Genomic DNA, 16,871 nt, shown 5'->3' with positions numbered 1-16,871 from the left:
GCCCATCCCGGTCGGCGTGTGGTTCCCTGCGTCATGCCGCGATCATCGTCTGGCGCGCACCTCCGTGCTCTCCGTGCGGGCCGTACTCCCGCTGCGTCGCGCTCCCTGGTTCTGGGTCGCGTCCCGGATCTCGCCGACGAGCTGTTCGATCACGTCCTCGAGGAAGAGGACCCCGCGCGTGGAACCATCGGGGCCCAGCACACGCGCCAGGTGGGAGCCCGTGCCCTGCATGACGGCCAGGGCGTCCTCGATCTCGTCGTCCACCGACAGATTGGCGAGCGTGCGCACCCTGTTCTCGGTGATGGGCCTGCGGTACGCGGCCTGCGGGAGGGACATGACGTCCTTCAGATGCATGTACCCGGTCAGATTGCCGTGCTCGTCCACCATGACGAATCGGGAGAAACCCGTCCGGCCCACCGCGCGCTCGAAATCCTCGGGAGTGGCGTCGGTGCGCACCGTCACCAGCTCGTCGAACGGGACCATCGTGGTCTCCGCGGTCTGGCCCGAGAACTCGAGGGCGCCCGAGATGAGGCCCGATTCGTCGTCCACCAGGCCGCTCCTGGTGGACTCCTCGACGATCGACTGCACCTCCTCGAGCGTGTAGGTCGAGGACAGCTCGCTCTTGGGCTCCACCTTCAGCGCGCGCAGGATGTGGTTCGCCAGCCAGTTCAGCGAGCTGATGACCGGGTTCACCACGCGGGCGATCATCACCAGCGGAGGCGCGAGGACGAGGGCGGCCTTGTCCGCCACGGACACCGAGATGTTCTTCGGCACCATCTCGCCGAAGGTCACATGGAGGAAGGTCACCAGTACCAGGGCCAGTGCGAAGGCGATGCCACCGGCAAGCGCCACAGGCACGCCCACCGCTTCGAGAGGCACCACGAAGAGATGGTGGATGGCCGGTTCGGCGACCTGCAGGATCAGCAGCGAGCACACCGTGATGCCGAGCTGGGAGCAGGCGAGCATCAGCGAGACATGCTCCATGGCGAACAGGGCCGTCTTCGCGCGCTTCGAGCCCTCGTCGGCAAGCGGCTCGATCTGGCTTCGCCGCGCGGAGACGATCGCGAACTCGGAGGCCACGAAGAAGGCGTTGCCGAGGAGCAGGACGACCAGCCAGAAGATTCCCACCCAGTCACTCATCGCTCGCTCCTGATCGCCGTGCTGCCCGTACTGCCCGCGAAGGCCGGTCGCGGCCGCTGCTCCTCAGGAGTTTCGGCCGGAACCGCTTCGTGTTCGGGGAGGACGGCGTCGTCGTTCTCCGCAGGCGGCGCCGGACGGAACTGGATGCGGTCGATACGGCGGCCGTCCATACGCTCCACCGTCAACGATCCGGACGGGAGCTGAACGACATCACCGGGCTCGGCGATGCGGCCCAGTTCGGCCATCATGAACCCACCGACCGTCTCGTAGCCGGCCTCGTCCGGGACGGCGATACCCGGGATCTGCACCGATACCTCGTCAGGGCGCATGAGACCCGGGAAGAACCAGTCCCCCGCAGCGCTCTGCAGGACACCCGGCTTCGATGCATCGTGTTCGTCCGCCACTTCGCCGACGATCTCCTCCACGAGATCCTCGAGGGTCACCACCCCGGCGGTACCCCCGTATTCGTCCAGCACCACGGCGAGCTGGAGATTCGCCTCGCGGAGTTCACTCAGCAGCGAGTCCAGGTGGACGGTCTCGGGCACACGCAGCACATCGGTGATGATCGTGCCGGCCGGCAGCTCCGCGCGCTTGTCCCGTGGCACGGCCACGGCCTTCTTGACGTGGACCACGCCGCGGATGTCGTCGGCGGAGTCACCGACCAGCGGGAAGCGCGAGAAGCCCGTGCGGCGGGCCGCCTCGACCACGTCGGCGACCGTCTGGTCCGAGTCGATGACCTCCATCCTGATGCGCGGTGTCATGACATCGGCCGCGGTCTGTTCCGAGAAGCTGAAGGTCCTGGCCAGGAAGGTCGCGGTGCCCTGATCGAGCGTGCCCATCTCCGCCGACCGCCGAACCAGGGAAGAGAGCTCCGATGCCGTCCTGGCTCCCGAGATCTCCTCCTTGGCCTCCAGGCCGAAGATGTTCAGGACCCGGTTCGAGAAACCGTTGAGCACGATGATCGCGGGCTTGAAGACGGAGGTGAACATCAGCTGCGGGCGTGCCAGGGCGCGACCGACCCTGAACGGCAGCGCGATCGAGAGATTCTTCGGCACCAACTCGCCCAGGAGCATGGACAGCAGGGTGGCCAGCACCATGGCGATGACGATCGACGTCGAGGCGATGAGCACATCCGACAGCCCGAGCGCCGCCAGTGGGGTCTCGAGCAGCCGGCCCACGGAGGGCTCCATCACGTACCCGGTGAGCAGCGTGGTCAGGGTGATGCCGAGCTGGCAGCTGGAAAGCTGCGTGGAGAGCGTCTTGAGACAGCGCAGCAGTGGCTCGGCCCGCGTGTCACCATCGTCCACTGCCCGCTGGACATAGGTCTGGTCGAGTGCCACGAGGGCGAACTCGACGGCGACGAAGAAACCGGTACCGGCGATGAGCAGCAGGCCCGCGGCCAGGTAGATCCATTCCACCGCTACCGACCTCCCGTACCGGAGGCGGTCATCCCCGAAGTACTTCCTGGGACGCGAAGCGGCCCGGGTTCGAGAGGGTCCGCGGATTCGGTCGGGAGGATCGCCGTGACCGTCACCGGGTCGGTCCCGGACGGCCGGTCCGGGTCGGACGCAGCGAGCGCATGGGCACGGGAGGAAGGATTGCCGGCGTCGAGCCGGCTCCTAGAAGGGCTGTCCATAAGAGGGCCAGTTTAGCGGCTCCGACGCCTGGAACCCTACAGATCCTGCTCGTAGCGTACCCGGGCGCAGGAGTGGACCGGTTCCGACCCGCTCACCAGCTCTGCTGCAGCGGGCGGCCCTCCTCGTATCCGGCGGTCGACTGGATCCCGACGAGGGCCCGCTCCCGGAACTCGGCGAGCGAGGTGGCTCCCGCGTAGGTCATGGAACTGCGCAGGCCCGCCGTGATCATGTCCAGCAGGTCCTCGACGCCCGGGCGGGCAGGATCCAGGTACATCCGGGAGGTGGAGATGCCTTCCTCGAACAGACCCTTCCGGGCCCGCGCGAAGACGTCGTCGTGCTGTGTGCGGTTCTGCACGGCGCGGGCGGACGCCATCCCGAAGCTCTCCTTGTACCGCCGCCCGTCATTGTCCGTATGGAGGTCACCCGGGCTCTCGAACGTTCCCGCGAACCAGGAGCCGATCATCACCTGGGAGGCACCGGCAGCGAGCGCGAGGGCGACGTCGCGCGGGTGGCGTACGCCGCCGTCGGCCCAGACGTGGGCGCCGAGCTCGGCAGCGGCCTGCGCGCACTCGTGCACGGCGGAGAACTGCGGGCGTCCGACGGCGGTCATCATGCGGGTGGTGCACATGGCACCCGGGCCGACGCCGACCTTCACGATGGAGGCCCCGGCGGCGACGAGATCACGGACGCCATCGGCGCTGACCACGTTGCCGGCGACGATCGGGACGTCCGGGTCGAGCCCGCGCACGACTGCCAGTGCATCGAGCATCTTGCGCTGGTGTCCGTGCGCGGTGTCCACGACGAGGACGTCGACGCCGGCGTCGAGCAGGGCTGTCGCTTTGGCCTCGACATCGCCGTTGATACCGACAGCTGCAGCTACGCGGAGCTTGCCGGCCGCGTCCAGGGCAGGGGTGTAGATGGTGGAGCGCAGCGCGCCCGTGCGGGTGATGACGCCCTCCAGGACGCCGTCGCGCACCACCGGTGCCAGGGGGACGTGCCCACGGTCCAGTTCCTCGAACGCCCGCTGCAGGGCCGCTGGCCCGTCCGCGTCGAACGCGGAGGCCTCGATCGCGGACGGGGCCGGGCGCATCACCGACGCGAGCGAGGCGAAGCGGTCCACCCCCTCGCAGTCGGCGGCCCCCACCAGGCCGATGCACCTGCCGGCGTCGTCGACCACCAGGACGGCACCGTGCGCCCGCTTGGACATGAGGTGGAGCGCGTCGATCACGGTATGACTCGGCCCCAGACTCAGCGGGGTCTCGAAGATCGGGTGACGGTCCTTGACCCACTGCGTGACCTCGGCGATGACCTCCGTCGGTACGTCCTGCGGCAGGACGCCGATGCCCCCGCGGCGCGCGACCGTCTCGACCATGCGCCTGCCGGTCACCGCCGTCATGTTGGCGACCACGAGCGGGATCGTGGTCCCCGTGCCGTCATCGGAGGAAAGATCCACGTCGAACCGGGAGATCACCTCGGAGGCGGACGGCACGAGGAACACGTCGGAGTAGGTGAGATCGGTGGTGGGCGGATTGACGAAGCGCATGGTTCTCCCTGTCGTGGGCCGGTCGGACAGCCGCAAGGAGTCTAGTCGGTGGCGCACCTGATTGGATTGTTGCGCGATCCTGTCACTACACTTGGACAGGGTCCGGACCAGGCGCAACTGCCGATCCTGCTGACCGCTTCGCGCTCAGGGCAACTTACGGAAGAGGCGTATTCGACGTGTCAGAACAAACCAGCCACCGTTTACCTGAAGATTTCGGCGGGAACGAGTGGCTCGTTGACGAACTGTACGAGCAATTCCGCAAGGACCGCCACTCGGTCGACAAGAAGTGGTGGGAACTCTTCGATTCCTTCGACGCAGAGGGCTCATCGAAGGAATCGGACGACGCGAATGCGAAGGCCGCAGCGCAGCCGAAGAATACCTCGGACGACGCGGAGAGCGGTCGTGCCGCTGTCGGCTCGGCCGCGGAACCTGCTGCTGTGGTCGCCCCTGCAGCCTCTGACGGATCGGCGGGTGCACCGGCGACGGACCGCGCCCAGGCCGGACGCACGACGTCGAACCCGCCCACCAGGGAACTGCCGGTCGTGAAGACCGAGGCAGAGGCGCCCAAGGCCTCGGGCGAGAGCCCGGCCCGTACCCAGCAGAGCGGTAAGCCGCCGGTACCCAAGGAGTCCGCGAAGAAAGCCGGCGAGGAGAACGCCCAGGAAGAGAAGAAGGCCACCCCCATCCCGGCCCAGCTGCCGGCCTCGGACCGCAACGACCAGATGGACGAGGACAAGGTCAGCGTGCTCCGCGGCCCCGCCAAGGCGATCGCCACCAACATGGAGGCAAGCCTCACCGTCCCGACCGCGACGAGCGTGCGGACCATTCCGGCCAAGCTCCTGATCGACAACCGGGTGGTCATCAACAGCAACCTCGCACGAGCCCGTGGCGGCAAGGTCTCCTTCACGCATCTCATCGGCTACGCGATCATCCGCGCACTTGCGCAGTTCCCGTCCCAGAACGTGTACTACGACGTCATCGACGGCAAGCCGTCGTCCGTGCAGCCCGCGCACGTGAACTTCGGCCTCGCGATCGACATGCCCAAGCCCGACGGCACGCGCTCGCTCGTGGTACCGAACATCAAGAAGGCCGAGACCATGAACTTCTCGGAGTTCTGGAACGCATACGAGGAACTCGTGAAGAAGGCCCGCTCGGGCAAGCTCGGGGCGGACGACTACGCCGGGACCACGGTCTCCCTCACCAATCCCGGCGGGATCGGCACGGTCCACTCCGTCCCGCGCCTGTCCAAGGGCCAGGCCTGCATCATCGGTGCCGGCGCCCTCGAGTACCCGGCGGAGTTCCAGGGATCGAGCGAGAAGATCCTCGCCAAGCACGCGATCAGCAAGACCATCACACTGACCTCCACCTACGACCACCGTGTCATCCAGGGCGCGGGTAGCGGCGAGTTCCTGCGCATCATCCACCAGTTGCTGCTCGGTGAGCAGAACTTCTACGACGAGATCTTCGAGTCCCTCCGGATCCCCTACGAGCCGGTGCGCTGGAGTGCCGACATACAGGTGGATCCGGATGAGCAGATCAACAAGGTCGCCCGGATCCAGCAGCTCATCCACGCCTATCGCGTCCGTGGGCACCTCATGGCGGACACCAATCCGCTCGAGTACGTCCAGCGCAAGCACGCCGACCTCGATATCCGTACGCATGGCCTGACCCTGTGGGATCTCGATCGTGAGTGGCCCACGGGAGGCTTCGGCGGCAAGCCCATGCTGAAATTCCGTCATATGCTCGGTGTGCTCCGCGACGCCTACTGCCGTACCACGGGTATCGAGTACATGCATCTGCAGGATCCGGTGGAGCGGCAGTGGTTCCAGGAGGAGCTCGAGCATCCGTACTCGAAGCCGGACCGCGAGGTACAGCTGCGCATCCTGGAGAAGCTGAACTCGGCGGAGGCCTTCGAGACCTTCCTCCAGACCAAGTTCGTGGGGCAGAAGCGCTTCTCGCTCGAGGGCGGGGAGTCCCTGATTCCCCTGCTCGACGCCGTGCTCTCCGGAGCGGCCGACGACGGCCTCGACGAGGTGGCCATCGGCATGGCGCACCGCGGTCGGCTCAACGTGCTGACGAACATCGCCGGCAAGACCTACGCCCAGGTGTTCCGTGAGTTCGAGGGCACCCAGGACCCCCGCTCGGTGCAGGGCTCGGGCGACGTGAAGTACCACCTCGGCACCGAGGGGACCTTCACCTCCGACGCCGGGAACCGCACGAAGGTCTACCTCGCGGCCAATCCCTCCCACCTCGAGGCCGGGGACTCCGTCCTCGAGGGCATCGTGCGTGCGAAGCAGGATCTGCTCGACCAGGGCGAGTCCTTCCCCGTCCTGCCGGTGCTGATCCACGGTGACGCCGCCTTCGCCGGTCAGGGAGTGGTGGCCGAAACCCTGAATCTCTCCCAGCTGCGCGGCTACCGCACGGGGGGCACGGTCCACGTGATCGTGAACAACCAGGTGGGCTTCACCACGAGCCCCACCTCCTCGCGTTCCTCGGTGTACTCGACGGATGTGGCCAAGATGGTGCAGGCGCCGGTCTTCCACGTCAACGGCGACGATCCCGAGGCCGTCGTGCGTGTGGCACAGCTGGCGTACCAGTTCCGGCAGCGGTTCAAGAAGGATGTCGTGATCGACATGGTCTGCTACCGCCGCCGGGGCCACAACGAGGGTGACGATCCCTCGATGACGCAGCCCATGATGTACAACCTCATCGAGGCGAAGCGGTCGGTGCGCAAGCTGTACACCGAGGCGCTCATCGGCCGTGGCGACATCACGCAGGAGGAGGCCGAGCAGGCGCTGCGTGACTACCAGGAGCGGCTCGAGCGGGTCTTCGCCGAGACGCATGCCGCGCAGACCTCACCCATGCCGATCGTCACGGATGATCTGCACGCCGTGGCGGACCTCGAGCTACCCTCCGCCCAGCAGTCGGGAAACGGGGAGCGCGAGGCGACGCGCACCGCGATCAGCGCGGAGCAGCTCGCGCGTGTCGGAGCGGCGCATACCGCGATTCCGGACGGATTCACCGTGCACCCCAAACTCAAGTCGCTCCTCGAGAAGCGGGAGCAGATGTCGCGCGAGGGCGGGATCGACTGGGGCTTCGGTGAGATGGCGGCCTTCGGCTCACTGCTCATGGAGGGTGTGCCCGTGCGGCTCGCGGGTCAGGATTCGCGTCGCGGCACCTTCGTGCAGCGCCATGCCGTCTTCCACGATCGCGTCACCGGCCAGGAATGGTTGCCGCTCGACGATCTCGCCGAGGACCAGGCGAAGTTCATGATCTACGACTCGCTGCTGAGCGAGTACGCCGCCATGGGCTTCGAGTACGGCTACTCGGTGGAGCGTCCCGACGCGCTCGTGATCTGGGAGGCGCAGTTCGGTGACTTCGTCAACGGCGCCCAGACCATCATCGACGAGTTCATCAGTTCGGCGGAGCAGAAGTGGGGGCAGCGGTCCTCCCTCGTGCTGATGCTGCCCCACGGCTACGAGGGTCAGGGCCCGGATCACTCCTCCGCGCGGATCGAGCGGTTCCTGCAGATGTGCGCCGAGGAGAACATGGTGGTGGCGAACCCCAGTTCCGCGGCCTCGCATTTCCACCTGCTGCGCCGCCACGCCTACAGCCGTCCGCACAAACCGCTGATCGTGTTCACGCCCAAGCAGTTGCTGCGCCTGAAGGCCGCGGCGAGTTCGATCGAGGACTTCACGCAGGGCACGTTCCGACCCGTCATCCCGGATACCCTGCAGACTCCGGGCGACGACGTCGAGCGCGTGATCCTGGTCTCCGGCAGGCTGTACTACGACCTGCTCGCATCACGGGAGAAGAGCGAGGACCGCACGACGGCGATCGTCCGCGTGGAGCAGCTCTACCCCCTCCCGCTCGAGGAGATCAAGGAGGCGCTGGCCGCCTACCCGAAGGCGGAGATCGTCTGGGCGCAGGACGAGCCGGCGAACCAGGGTCCGTGGCCGTTCATCGGTCTGCATCTCCCCCCGGAGCTGGACCGCCCGGTACGCCTGGCCTCTCGACCGGCGTCCGCCTCCACCGCGACGGGGTCGGCGAAGACCCACGCCGTGGAGCAGGAAGCCCTGGTCAAGAAGGTCTTCGGGCGCTGACGCCCCAGCACGACGCCGGGTGGGTTCCTCCCACCCGGCGAGCCCGAGTGGCCGGCCGGCGTCCGGCGTGGACCACGCTCAAGACCAGCACACCGAGGGACCAGTGGACATACGCAGAATCCGGCTCACCGCAGTGGGTGACGAACTCCTCGCGGGTCTCGGTGATCCCCGGGCACTGGGCTGGTTCGGGCGGGTGCTCGCCAGGACCCGGGCCGACAGCGCCGTCGTCGAGGCGTACAGCCTCGCCGCACCCGGTGAGGGCACCGAGGCGCTGGCCGCCAGGTGGCAGCAGGAGACGGGCCGCCGGTTCGCCGAGGGTCACGAGAACCGGTTGGTGATCGGGCTCTCCGAGCGTGACCTCGATCTGGACCTCTCCACGGCGAGGAGCCGACTGAATCTCGCGAATATCCTCGACGGCGCATCCCAGCTGAGCGTCAAGGCTCTCGTGGTCGGGCCTCCGCCCGGTCTGGATGCGGAGCGGAACCGTCGGCTCGCCGATCTCTCGGCCGCCTTCGGTGATGTCACGACCCGGCGCAAGCACGTCTTCGTCGATACCTTCAAGCCCCTCCTGGCACACGAGCAGTGGCGTACCGATCTGGCAGCCAATGGCGGCCTGCCGGGGCAGGCAGGATACGGCCTCATGGCCTGGCTCGTCCTGCACCGGGGCTGGTTCCAGTGGCTGGACATCCCGACGCCCGAGTAACCACCTGTGCACGACGACGCCCCGAGGAGCCTCCGCTCCCCGGGGCGTCGTCGTGTTCCGTGCGTGAGCCCGCTCCCGTACGAAGATCTCGTGCGGATAACGAATGGCCGGGCAGGCACTCACTGAGTGACGCAGGCAACGATTGTTCGCTATGCTGTCCCCGTGTGATTGCCGTCACTGCGGCTTCTCGCTTCGGGGGACCTTCCTGTGTTCCTCGCACCCAGCACAGTAAGGACTATCGAATGCGTAACAAGCGCACCATGTCGCTCGCCGCTCTCTCCATCGGAGCGCTCATGCTGAGCGCCTGTGGTTCGGCCGGCGGCACCTCCGACTCCGACTCCGCCGCATCATCGGGCTCGGACGAGAATCTGGCCTCGACCATCACCATCGCGATCAGCCAGGCACCGACGGCCTACAACGGCAACACCGCCGCCACCAACGCGGTCTACAACGGATATGTCGACAATCTGACGTCGAGTGCATTCGTGTCGTACAGCCCGTCAGGGACGCTCGAGCAGAACACCGACTTCGGGAGCTACGAGAAGACCAGCGACGATCCCCTGACCATCGAGTACACCATCAATGACGATGCTGTCTGGTCCGACGGAACACCGATCGACTACGACGACGTGCTCCTGAGCTGGGCCGCCATGTCAGGGACGCACCCGACCGGCGAGGAGGACGAGGAGACCGGCGAGGAGGCCGACCTCTTCCAGGCCTCCTCCACCAACGGCTTCTCGCAGATGCAGATGATCGAGGGCGAGCCCGGCGACAAGGAGTTCGAGGTCGTCTTCGACAAGCCCTACGCCGACTGGGAGGCCCTGTTCACCACCGGGACCTTCATGCCGGCGCACATCGCTGCCGAGCAGGGCGGACTCTCGGCGGACGGCGACGGCGCCGCGCTGGTCGACGCCATTCAGAACGACGACCGCGACGCGCTCACTCCTGTGGCCGAGTTCTGGAACACCGGCTGGGCCTACGAGGCCGATCTGCCCAGCCTGCCGGATACGGCCCTGCTGCCGTCCTCGGGTCCCTACAAGCTGGACAACGCGGTCAACGGCACCCTCACGGTGGTCAGGAACGAGGACTACTGGGGCGAGGAGCGTGCCGGACAGACGGAGACCATGGTCTTCAGGACGGTCGTGGACGAGGAGGCCGTGCAGGCACTCCAGAACGGCGACGTCGACATCATCGATCCCTCCAGCCCCACGGTGGACACCAAGACGGCGCTCGAGCAGATCGGCGATACCGTCACCGTGGACACCGGTCAGTCCTTCACGTTCTCGCACATCGACCTGGATCAGCGTCCCGGCGCCGTCTTCGAGGATCTGCGGGTACGTCAGGCCTTCGCAGCCTGCATCCCGAAGGCCGACATGGTGGACAAGTTCGTCACCCCGGTGGACCCCGAGGGCTCCGTCCTGAATCTTCGTGAGTACCAGCCGAGCCATGACGACTACCAGACCGTGCTCGACGGCGCCCCCGCCGCGCAGGGCGACGGCGTCGCCGACATCGAGAGGGCCAGGTCCCTCCTCGAGGAGGCCGGCAAGACCGAGCCCGTGCCCGTCTCCATGATGTTCGCCTCCACGAGTCAGCTCCGTGCCGACCAGGTGGCCCTCGTGAAGAACTCGTGCGACCAGGCCGGCTTCGAGATCACGCCGCAGCCCGAAGCCGAGTGGAGCGCCAAACTCCCGCAGCCCGGAGCGTGGGATGCCGTGATCTTCGGCTGGTCCGGCAGCGGCCTCGTGGCCTCCGGTCAGTCCATCTACGTCACCGACGGGGAGCAGAACTTCGGCGGTTACACCAATGACGAGGTGGACAGCCTCTGGGACGACATCGCGACCAGCACCGACTCCGAGCAGGTCGTCCCGCTGAAGACCGAGCTCGAACAGGCACTCGCCGACACCCAGTACAACGTGGTGCTCTACGCGAACCCGAGTCTCGCGGGGTACACGTCAGACCTCCAGGGTGTCGAACTGAATCCCACGCAGTCCGGCATCACCTGGAATGCCTACACCTGGACGAAGCAGAACTGACAGCGGTCCACGGATGACCGCGTGAGGACGGGCAGGCCTGCGGGCCTGCCCGTCCCCGTGCCAGCTACCGCCGCCGTCTGCAGCGCCTCCTAGGAGCCCCTTCGTGTTCTACTTCATCGTCAAGCGCACCATCATCTCGTTCTTCATCACGCTCGCGGCGACCACCCTGATGTACTTCCTCACCATCTCCTCGGGCGACCCCTTCGAGGATCTGGGTGAGACGAGCGGCCCGCAGAAGGCCGCCACCATCGCCGCGCGGACAGCAGCCATGAATCTGGACGTCGCGCCGATCCCCCGCTACTTCCTCTGGTTGCAGGATGTCGGCCACTGTCTCGTCCCCGGCGGGGTCTCGTGCACGCTCGGGCAGGACCGCACCGGTGCCGCCGTCCTGCCGCAGCTCGAGAACGCCATCGGCTCCACGCTGCGCCTCGTCGTGGTCGCCACGGTCCTCGCGCTGGTGCTCGGCGTCGTCGTCGGCATCGTCACCGCGATCCGCCAGTACAGCGTCTTTGACTACTCGATCACCTTCGTCTCGTTCCTGCTGTTCTCCCTGCCGCTCTTCTGGCTCTCCACCCTGCTCAAGCAGTACCTGGCGATCGACCTGAACACCTGGCTGGACAATCCACAGTTCTCCTATCTCACGATCGCCCTGATAGGGGTGGTCGCCGGCGTGATCTGGGCGGTGGTCGTCGGCGGTGACCGCCGGCGACGACTCGTCGTCTTCGCCGTCGCCGCCGCAGTGACGGCCGTGGGGCTCTACCTGCTGCTCGTGACCGGGTGGTTCGTGACGCCGGGTCTCGGCGTCGTGGGCATGCTCGTCTCCGCTGCCGGCATCGCCGTGCTGTGGACGGCACTGCTCGCAGGATTCCGACGTCGTCGCGTGCTCCATGCCGCGCTCGCTGCCGCAGCGGTCAGCTTCGCGGGCTATCTCGCGTCCGTCCCGCTCCTGAACGATCCGAACTGGCTCGTACTCGTGGCTCTGGTGATCCTGCTGGCCGTCATCTCCTACGTGGTGGCCGGGGTCATCGGGGGCCCCTTCCGGACCCAGGCGGCAAGGATCGGCGCGGTGATCGCGGTCTCGGTGAGCCTGCTGATCGTCCTGGATCGCCTGCTCCAGGCCTATCCCACCCTGTCAGCCAAGGCCGGCGGGCGTCCCATCCCCACCACGGGGTCGCAGTCCGCCAATCTGGAGGGCACCTTCTGGGAGATCAATCTCGACTACGCGCTGCACCTGGTGCTGCCGACGATCGCCCTGACACTGATCTCCTTCGCCACCTACACCCGGTACACGAGGGCCAGCCAGCTCGACGTCATGAACCAGGACTACATCCGCACCGCGAGGGCCAAGGGCCTGAGCGAACGGACGGTCCTGGTCAAGCACGCCTTCCGCAACGCGATGATCCCGATCACCACGCTCATGGCCTTCGACTTCGCCGGAGTGCTGGGCGGCGCCGTCATCACCGAGCAGGTCTTCGGCTGGAACGGCATGGGCAAGCTCTTCGTCGACGGCATCAACGCGGTGGACCCCGGCCCGGTCATGGCGTTCTTCCTGGTCGTCGGTACAGCAGCAGTGCTCTTCAACATGCTGGCCGACATCGCCTACGCCTTCCTCGATCCACGCATCACCCTGAGCTAGGACTGACCCATGAGTACGAACGACAAGCAGCCGGACGACTCCCGCGCATCGGTCGAACTGTCGGAGCTGAACCTGCTGACCCAGGACTCCGACATCGCGACGGAACCCCGCACACAGCAGCAGGTGGACCGCGTCCAGACCGAGGCCAAGAGCCAGGGACGCCTGATCCGGGAGCGGTTCTTCCGGCACAAGGGCGCCCTGGCCGGCATCACCCTGCTGATCCTGATCATCATCCTGGCGTTCAGTTCCATCGGGTACGCCGGGATCCCGGGCTGGTGGGACAAGGAGTACGACGTCCTGGCCGACCGCTTCAACGAGGGCAGGCCCACCCTGACGCTGTGGCCCTTCAGCCTCGGTGAGCATCCCTTCGGGCAGGACGTCCTCGGGCGTGACTACTTCGCCCTGACGATGCGCGGCACGCAGACCTCTCTGATCATCGCCTTCATCGTCGGGCTCGTGGCCATGGTCATCGGCACCACGGTCGGCGCGATCGCGGGCTACTTCCGCGGCTGGACAGAGGCGGTCCTGATGCGCATCACCGACGTCGTCATCACCATCCCCACCCTGGTCATCGCAGCTGCGGTGGCCGGGATCGTCGCCAGGGCGGGTATCGTCCCGTTCGCCCTGTTCCTCGGCGTCGTGACCTGGACCGGTCTGGCGCGCCTGGTCCGCGGCGAGTTCCTGTCACTGCGCGAGAAGGAGTTCGTCGAGTCCGCGAAATCCGTGGGGGCCAGTTCGGCCCGGATCATCTTCCGCCACATCCTGCCCAACACGGTGGGCGTGATCATCGTCTCGACGACGCTGGCGATCTCCGGCGCGATCCTGCTCGAGACCGCGCTGAGCTATCTCGGGCTCGGGGTGACCGCTCCGGACACCTCGCTGGGCAAGGCCATCAACGACAACCGTTCCGCGCTCACGGTGCGTCCATGGCTGTTCCTGTGGCCCGGCGCCTTCATCATCGGTATCGCCCTGGCCGTCAACTTCATCGGTGACGGTCTCCGCGATGCGTTCGATCCCAAGCAGACAAGGGTGAAGCAGTAATGAGCTCCAGTACCGTCGTCATCACCGACGAACAGACCCCGGTCGGCACCGGGCCCATCCTCGCGGTCTCGGGACTCGGTGTCGAGTTCAACGTGGACAACGAATGGGTCATGGCGGCCGAGGACGTCTCCTACGAGATCCGGCCCGGCGAGATCCTCGCGATCGTCGGGGAATCAGGATCTGGCAAGAGCATGTCCTCGCTGGCCCTGCTCGGCCTGCTGCCCCGCAACGGGCGCTGCACGGGCAGCGCGAAGATGCTCGGCAACGAGCTGATCGGCGCTCCGCAGAGCACGCTGCGCAAGGTACGGGGCAACGACATCGCCATGATCTTCCAGGAGCCCATGACGGCACTGAACCCCGTCCTGACCGTGGGCGAGCAGATCCGCGAAGCCATCGAGCAGCACACCGAGCTCTCCCCAGCGGACGCGAAGAAGCGGGCCATCGAGCTGCTGCTCATGGTCGAGATCCCTGAGGCGGAGCGGCGCTACGACTCCTTCCCCCACCAGTTCTCGGGCGGCCAGCGCCAGCGCGCCATGATCGCCATCGCCCTGGCCAACGACCCGATGCTGCTCATCGCCGACGAACCGACGACGGCGCTCGACGTCACGGTGCAGGCCGAGGTCCTGGAGCTGCTGCGCACCCTGAACAAACGCCTCAACAGTGCCGTGCTGCTCATCACGCACGACATGGGGGTCGTCGCCGACCTCGCCGATCACGTGGTCGTGATGGAGAAGGGCCGGATCGTCGAGGCCGCTCCGACCGCACAGTTGTTCTCCTCCCCGACCCAGGACTACACGAAGCAGCTCCTCGGGGCGGTGCCCCACCTCGGGTCGAAGGTCGGCGGTGTGCTGACCGATGTCGAGGTCGTGGACGGGCGCCTGCAGATCCACGAGGAGTATGCCGAGGAAGCACGGGTGGCCCAGGAGAGCCAGAATGCCTCGGGGGTCGAGCCTGCGCTGGAACTCGTCGACGTCGACATCGAGTACCCGGGCCGCTTCCGTCAGCCGCCCTTCAAGGCCGTCAGCGGAGTCTCGCTCACCATCAATCCGGGTGAGGTCATGGGCCTCGTCGGCGAGTCCGGGTCGGGCAAGTCCACGATCGCCCGGGCCGTCACCGGTCTGATCAGGACCTCGGGTGGCAGCATCACGATCGGCGGCACCGATATCACTACGCTCAGCGCACGCAAGCTCAAGCCGCTACGCAAGAAGTTCGCGATCGTCTTCCAGGATCCTGCAGCCTCCCTGAATCCGCGGCTGTCCATCGGCGACAGCATCGGCGAGCCCCTGCTGCTCCACGAGAAGCTGGGCCGCGAGGAGCTGGACACCCGCGTAGCCGGCCTGCTGGAGGACGTGCAGCTCCCGGTCGCCTTCCGGAACAGATATCCCCACGAGCTCTCCGGTGGGCAGCGGCAGCGCGTGGGCATCGCCCGAGCCCTGTCCCTCCGGCCGGATCTTCTCGTCGCCGACGAGCCGACCTCCGCGCTGGACGTCTCGGTGCAGGCCAAGGTGCTCGAACTGCTGCAGGACCTGCAGCGGGAGCGGGGTTTCGCATGCCTGTTCGTGAGCCACGACCTCGCCGTGGTCGAACTCCTCGCCAGTCACATCGCCGTGCTCAACAAGGGGCGCCTGGTGGAGCAGGGCAGCACGGAACAGGTCCTGAAGTATCCGCGGGATCCCTACACGCGACGGCTGCTCGCCGCCGCGCCCGTACCCGATCCGCAAGAGCAGTCCATGCGCCGTGAGCAACGCTCCGTGATCCTAGCCGCCGGCTCCGAGGAGTAGGGGCGGTTCGCGACCGTCGGGAACCGCCCGCCCGAGTGACGGGGGACTCAGTGGCGGAACACGATCTTTCCGAAGACGTCGCCGTCGAGCAGTCGCTGGAAGCCGGCGGCGGCGTCGTCGAGGGGAAGGACGTCGTCGATGACCGGACGGACGCCCGTCATGACCAGGAAACGGGCGAGGCGGAGCAGTTCCTCCCTGGTGCCCATGGTGGACCCCAGCACGCGCAGCTGGAGGAAGAACACCCGGTTCAGATCAGCCGAAGGAGCGGGCCCGCTCGTCGCACCGCAGGTCACTACCGCTCCACCGGGCACGAGGGAACGGAGCGAATGGGCCCAGGTGGCCTCCCCCACCGAGTCGAACACGACGTCCACGCGGTCGGGCAGTCGCTCACCGGCGTCGAACACCTGGTCCGCGCCGAGTTCCAGGGCACGCTGCCGCTTGGCCTCACTGCGACTCGTGGCCCAGACGCGGAACCCGGCAGCGGCAGCCAGGGAGATCACCGCGGAGGCCACACCGCCTCCTGCGCCCTGCACGAGGACCGTGGACCCCGGCATCGCCGGTGAGACCGTGAAGAGCATGCGGTACGCGGTGAGCCATGCGGTCGGCAGGCAGGCCGCCTCCTCGAAAGACAGTTCCGGTGGCTTGGGCACGAGATTGCGTTCCGGTACCCAGACGTACTCGGCCATGGTCCCCGGATAGCGCTCGGACAACAGCGACCGTCTGGGATCCAGCGTCTCGTCACCGCGCCACTCGGGTGAGGACACCACACCGTGGACGATCACCTCGTTGCCGTCGTCGTCGACCCCGGCCGCATCACAGCCGAGGACCATCGGCAGGCGCTCCCCGGGCAGTCCCACACCCTGCAGCGACCACAGATCGTGGTGATTCAGACTCGACGCGACAACCCGGACCCGTCGGAAGTCCGCCGGAGCCTCGGGTACCTCGAGTTCACCGACCGTGAGTCCGGTCAGGGGATTGTCTCCGGACTGGGTTGCAGCATAGACCGCGCGCATAGACGTGTGCTCCTTCGGTGGCGAATGGTGCTCCTCATCCTAAGCGCACGCTTTGGCGGACGTGCCCGGCTGTGTGGGATACTCAGGAGCAGTCCTGCCAGCCGAGCCTATGTGGAGAAGGAGACAGCCATGAGCAAGCGAGCACGCAAGCGCCGCGACCGGAAGCGCAGCAGCGCGAACCACGGCAAGCGCCCCAACGCCTGATCCAGGCAGCATGAACGAGAAGGACCTCCGACACCCT

11 protein-coding genes are annotated in these 16,871 nt (G+C 67.0%); 7 read left to right on the top strand and 4 right to left on the bottom strand.

Features of this window, described 5'->3' with window-relative positions; all coding sequences use genetic code 11:
• Window positions 1–42 precede the first annotated feature (42 nt).
• The 3 genes from E8P82_RS09155 to guaB1 form a co-directional block, all read right to left on the bottom strand.
• Complete coding sequence (locus E8P82_RS09155) at window positions 43–1,140, bottom strand: hemolysin family protein (protein WP_136454219.1); 1,098 nt, start codon at window positions 1,138–1,140, stop codon at window positions 43–45.
• Complete coding sequence (locus E8P82_RS09150) at window positions 1,137–2,558, bottom strand: hemolysin family protein (RefSeq protein WP_136454217.1); 1,422 nt, start codon at window positions 2,556–2,558, stop codon at window positions 1,137–1,139. The genes E8P82_RS09155 and E8P82_RS09150 overlap by 4 nt, the downstream gene beginning before the upstream one ends.
• A gap of 310 nt (window positions 2,559–2,868) precedes the next feature.
• Window positions 2,869–4,320, bottom strand: coding sequence for a GMP reductase (gene guaB1 / locus E8P82_RS09145; RefSeq protein WP_136454215.1), 1,452 nt, complete (start codon window positions 4,318–4,320; stop codon window positions 2,869–2,871).
• A gap of 176 nt (window positions 4,321–4,496) precedes the next feature.
• On the opposite strand from guaB1, the gene E8P82_RS09140 reads away from it, so the two are divergent.
• The 6 genes from E8P82_RS09140 (at window position 4,497) to E8P82_RS09115 (ending at window position 15,617) form a co-directional block, all read left to right on the top strand.
• Window positions 4,497–8,423, top strand: a complete 3,927-nt coding sequence (locus E8P82_RS09140) for a multifunctional oxoglutarate decarboxylase/oxoglutarate dehydrogenase thiamine pyrophosphate-binding subunit/dihydrolipoyllysine-residue succinyltransferase subunit (protein WP_136454212.1) — start codon at window positions 4,497–4,499, stop codon at window positions 8,421–8,423.
• A gap of 103 nt (window positions 8,424–8,526) precedes the next feature.
• Window positions 8,527–9,126, top strand: coding sequence for a GDSL-type esterase/lipase family protein (locus E8P82_RS09135; RefSeq protein ID WP_136454210.1), 600 nt, complete (start codon window positions 8,527–8,529; stop codon window positions 9,124–9,126).
• A gap of 242 nt (window positions 9,127–9,368) precedes the next feature.
• Window positions 9,369–11,159, top strand: coding sequence for an ABC transporter family substrate-binding protein (locus E8P82_RS09130; RefSeq protein ID WP_136454208.1), 1,791 nt, complete (start codon window positions 9,369–9,371; stop codon window positions 11,157–11,159).
• A 103-nt stretch (window positions 11,160–11,262) separates the two neighbouring features.
• Window positions 11,263–12,795, top strand: coding sequence for an ABC transporter permease (locus E8P82_RS09125; RefSeq protein WP_136454206.1), 1,533 nt, complete (start codon window positions 11,263–11,265; stop codon window positions 12,793–12,795).
• A 9-nt stretch (window positions 12,796–12,804) separates the two neighbouring features.
• Window positions 12,805–13,836 carry an ABC transporter permease gene (locus E8P82_RS09120; RefSeq protein ID WP_136454204.1) on the top strand — a complete coding sequence of 344 codons (1,032 nt, stop codon included), beginning with the start codon at window positions 12,805–12,807 and terminating at the stop codon, window positions 13,834–13,836.
• Complete coding sequence (locus E8P82_RS09115; protein WP_136454201.1) at window positions 13,836–15,617, top strand: ABC transporter ATP-binding protein; 1,782 nt, start codon at window positions 13,836–13,838, stop codon at window positions 15,615–15,617. The genes E8P82_RS09120 and E8P82_RS09115 overlap by 1 nt, the downstream gene beginning before the upstream one ends.
• 47 nt (window positions 15,618–15,664) lie before the next feature.
• Here the strand turns inward: E8P82_RS09115 and E8P82_RS09110 are convergent, their stop codons facing one another.
• A complete protein-coding gene (locus E8P82_RS09110) occupies window positions 15,665–16,630 on the bottom strand; it encodes a zinc-binding dehydrogenase (protein WP_136454199.1) in 966 nt (321 codons plus the stop codon).
• Between the two features lie 129 nt (window positions 16,631–16,759).
• Between E8P82_RS09110 and E8P82_RS15500 the strand changes: the two genes are divergently transcribed.
• The gene (locus E8P82_RS15500; protein WP_136454518.1) at window positions 16,760–16,834 is read left to right on the top strand and encodes a 50S ribosomal protein bL37; all 75 of its coding nucleotides are present in this window, start codon (window positions 16,760–16,762) and stop codon (window positions 16,832–16,834) included.
• Window positions 16,835–16,871 lie beyond the last annotated feature (37 nt).

The organism is Arthrobacter echini, from assembly GCF_004803505.1.
In the GTDB taxonomy this organism is placed as follows: Bacteria; Actinomycetota; Actinomycetes; order Actinomycetales; family Micrococcaceae; genus Arthrobacter_D; species Arthrobacter_D echini.
The sequence above is the reverse complement of the archived record's forward strand: the minus strand, read 5'-3'. Positions and strand labels throughout refer to the sequence as shown.